Here is a 4144-nt window from a genome sequence, read left to right as displayed (position 1 = left end):
TCTCCAGCCCAACAGCTCTTAGGGGTGGCCCGTAGCGGCGCGTGCAACCAAAGCGCCGGTCCAGGAGGTTGACGAGATATGCGCAATGATGCGGGCCCGCGCCCCGACCCCGGAGAGGAGAACGTGAACGTGAACGTGAAGCCTTCGGCGCGGCGGCGCCCCTCGTGGGTGGTCCCCGTGCTCGCCGCGACCCTCGCCGTCTGTCTCGGGCTGGGGGTCGCCGCCCTGACACGCGTGCAGCGGCCGGACCACGGCGCGGAGGCGCTGACGAACTCAGCTGCCGCACCGGCCGTGCCCGTCTCGGCCGCTGAGTTCGTCGTCGATCCGATGGGGCCAGAGACCGTGACCGGTCCCAACGTCGGCGAGGTCACATGCGACGCCGATGGCAAGATCCGCATCGCGACGCCCGTCGTGCAGGCGCAGCACGACGGCGTGCACCTGCGGTGGACCACCCGCGCCAAGAGGACGAATGTCGGTTGGGACGAGGGTGGCACGGCGGTCGCCGCGGGCACGCAAGACCTCGTGGTGGCTGCCGAGCCGGCCAAGCTCACCCTCACTTGCAGCGTCGACGGAAACGAGACCATGAGCGAGGCGGCTCTCGAGGTCGTCGATCCCACCGGGTCCTGGATGGGCGAGCGCACCAATCTGATCTGTGCGGGCGGGATCGGGGCAGCAAGTTGGGCCATTGCTCCGAGCGTGGCCTCGACGCGCCGCGAGGCGGTCGAAGACCTCGCAGCGTCCATGGGGCTGAGCGGGAGGTCGCTGCTGGCCATTGGGCGGGCACCCATCGGTTATGTCGGGTCGGCACAACAGACGTGGACGATCGACTCCTCGACCGCGATTGCGGGAACGGCGCCCGTGGCATACGCCATCAGTGTTCGTCGGCTTGCGGCGGACCGCTTCGAGGCCTCACCGAACTGGATCTGCATGCGCGGCAATGTCCCCGACACTGGCGAACCGACCTACGCGCCCCAGGGAACGGTGCCGGCCGAAACACCCGACATCGTCGACGTCAGCTGCGCCGACGGGCGCCTCCAGGCGTCGACCACGACGGTCCGTGCCCGCGCTGAGGGTGTCGTCTTCCGGTCCACGTCGAGCAAGGAATGGGCCTTGAACTGGGAGACCCGCAATGGCGCGGGCAGCGCCCGGCCCATCGGCGCAACCGGGGCCACGCTGACTGAGCAGATCACACCAGGCACCGCTCGACTCTCCTGCAGTGACGACCGATCGGCTTTTGTAGATCTGCGCGTCGTCGACCCCGACGGCATGTACTTGGGCAGCGACCTCTCGCACGTGTGCCCCGCGCTCTCGGTGTTCGACACCGATGCCCAAGGCTGGGGCAACACGCCCCGCGAGGCCGCGATGGACCTCGCTCGCCGAGACCAACCCCGCCGAACCGCCGTCGTCTCGCGGGCGCCGCTGGGATACGTCGCCAGCCAGTGGCCAGCGTGGACCCTCCGTTACCAGGACCCGACGTCGCCCGCCCAAGAATTGAAGCTCGAAGTGGCTACTGTCGTCCCGAACGACGCCGGCGAGGCTCACTTTGTGGCCCGGCCGGAATACTGGTGCGAATCCTGACTCAGCTACCCACCGCCGAGAGGCACAGTTCGCGGCGACATCCAGAGCCGATTCTCTGAAGCTCGCCCCAAGGTGTGACTTTCGGCGGGTGGAGGGGAGGGGTTCCGCGTGCCGCGTGCTCAGTTGCTGTGCTGATCGGCGAGGATGAGGGGTCCGGCCACAGCCCAACGAGAGGACGCGCACGCACCCATGGCACGTAGGCGCAGCAGCGAGCCCACGCTCCCGGAGGACTTCGAGGAGCGGATCGTCGACATCGACGTCGAGGAGGAGATGCAGGGGGCGTTCCTCGAATACGCCTACTCGGTCATCTACTCCCGGGCGCTGCCCGATGCGCGCGACGGCCTGAAGCCGGTGCAGCGGCGAATCCTGTTCGGGATGCACGAGATGGGGCTGCGGCCCGACCGCGGCCACGTGAAGTCCAGCCGCATCGTCGGTGACGTCATGGGTAAGTACCACCCGCACGGCGACGGCGCGATCTACGACGCGCTCGTGCGGATGGCCCAGCCGTTCACCATGCGCCTGAACCTCGTCGACGGGCACGGCAACTTCGGCTCCCTCGACGACGGCCCGGCGGCCTCGCGGTACACCGAGGCGCGGATGGCGGCGGCCGCCCTGCCGATGGTCACGAGCCTCGACGAGAACACCGTCGACTTCGTGCCGAACTACGACGACCAGCTCATGCAGCCCGCGGTCATGCCCGCCGCGTACCCGAACCTGCTGGTCAACGGTGCCGCCGGCATCGCCGTCGGCATGGCCACCAACATGCCCCCGCACAACCTCACGGAGGTCGTCGGCGCGGCCTGCCACCTCATCGACCACCCCGAGGCCACCCTGGCCGACCTCATGCGGTTCGTGCCCGGCCCCGACCTGCCCGGCGGCGGCCGCATCGTCGGCCTCGAGGGCATCCGCGACGCCTACGAGAGCGGTCGCGGCACCTTCCGTACCCGCGCAACCTGCCGCATCGAGAACGTCACCCCGCGCCGCAAGGGCATCGTCGTCACCGAACTGCCCTACCTCGTGGGCCCGGAGAAGGTGACGACGAAGATCCAGGAGCTGGTGCGGTCCAAGAAGCTGCAGGGCATCAGCGACCTGCAAGACCTCACCGACGGCAAGCGCGGCCTGCACCTGGTCATCGAGATCAAGAACGGCTTCAACCCCGAGGCGGTGCTCGAGAAGCTCTACAAGCTGACCCCGCTGGAAGACAGCTTCGGCATCAACAACGTCACCCTCGTCGACGGCCAGCCCCGCACCCTGGGGCTGCGCGAGCTGCTGGCCGTCTACATCGACTTCCGCATCGGGGTCGTGCGCCGCCGCAGCGAACACCGGCTGCGCAAGCGCGAGGAGCGGCTGCACCTCATCGAGGGTCTGCTCATCGCGATCCTCTCGATCGACGAGGTCATCCAGCTCATCCGCTCCAGCGACGACACCGCCACGGCGCGCGCGCGCCTCATGGACGTCTTCGCGCTCACCGAGGCGCAGGCCAACTACATCCTGGAGCTGCAGCTACGGCGCCTGACGAAGTTCAGCCGCCTCGAGCTGGAGACCGAGCAGTCGCAGCTGCAGGAGCAGATCGCGCAGCTGCGTGAGCTGCTCGCCGACGAGTCGCTGTTGCGCGGCCTCGTGCGCACCGAGCTGCAGGAGGTCGCGGAGAAGCTCGGCACCCCGCGCCGGACGGTGCTGCTGGAGTCCGCCGGCCCGGCTCCAAGCGGTGCGGCGGGTAAGTCGGCGGGCATCCCGCTGGAGGTCGGCGACGACCCGTGCCTCGTGCTCCTGTCGACCACCGGATTGCTGGCTCGCACCACCGACACCGAACCGCTGAGCAGCGACGGCAAACGCGCCAAGCACGACGCGATCCTGGCTGTCGTCCCGACGACCGTCCGCGGGGAGTTCGCCCTCGTCACCACGGCCGGTCGGGTGCTGCGGCTGCCGGCGCTCGACCTACCGACGCTGCCGCCGACGCACGGCGCACCCAATCTCTCCGGAGGCGTGCCGCTGTCGGCCTTCGTGGAGTTGGGCAAGGGCGAGGAGCCGCTGACGATCATGTCGCTGGCGCCCGACTCCCCCGGGTTGGCGCTCGGCACGGCAGCCGGCGTCGTCAAGCGGGTCACCACCGACGTCCCGGCCGGCCGGGACGAGTGGGAGGCGATCACCCTCAAGCCTGCAGACCGAGTGGTCGGCGCCATCGAATTGGCTACCGGCACCGAAGAACTCGTCTTCGTCACGAGCGACGCGCAGCTGCTGCACTTCGGCGCCGACAAGGTGCGCCCGCAGGGCCGAGCCGCTGGCGGCATGGCGGGCATCAAGCTCGCGGCCGGCGCCCAAGCGCTCTGGTTCGGCGCGGTCGACCCCGCCACCGATCCTGTCGTCGTCACGGTCGCGGGCACCGGCACGACCGGCGCGTCGATCAAGGCGACGCCGTTCGCCGAGTATCCCGGCAAGGGCCGCGCAACCGGAGGGGTGCGCTGTCACCGCTTCCTGCGCGGCGAGGATGCGCTCGTGCTCGGGTGGGTCGGCCCCGCGCCCAAGGCGGCCGCCGCCAGCGGAGTGGCCCGCACGGTCCCGGCCG

General features: G+C 69.8%; 2 protein-coding genes. Both read left to right on the top strand.

The features are described from left to right. Window positions 1-129: 129 nt before the first annotated feature. On the top strand, window positions 130-1578 hold the full coding sequence (locus tag KILIM_RS21590) for a hypothetical protein (protein ID WP_157551890.1): 1449 nt from the start codon (window positions 130-132) through the stop codon (window positions 1576-1578). A gap of 189 nt (window positions 1579-1767) precedes the next feature. Further along, window positions 1768-4144: DNA gyrase/topoisomerase IV subunit A (locus KILIM_RS21585; RefSeq protein ID WP_006594889.1), on the top strand; the 2377-nt coding region annotated here is incomplete at its 3' end.

Origin of the sequence: Kineosphaera limosa NBRC 100340 (assembly GCF_000298215.1) — a bacterium.
Taxonomy (GTDB): domain Bacteria; phylum Actinomycetota; class Actinomycetes; order Actinomycetales; family Dermatophilaceae; genus Kineosphaera; species Kineosphaera limosa.
Note: the sequence above shows the minus strand (reverse complement) of the source record. Positions and strands in the feature narration are given on the sequence as shown.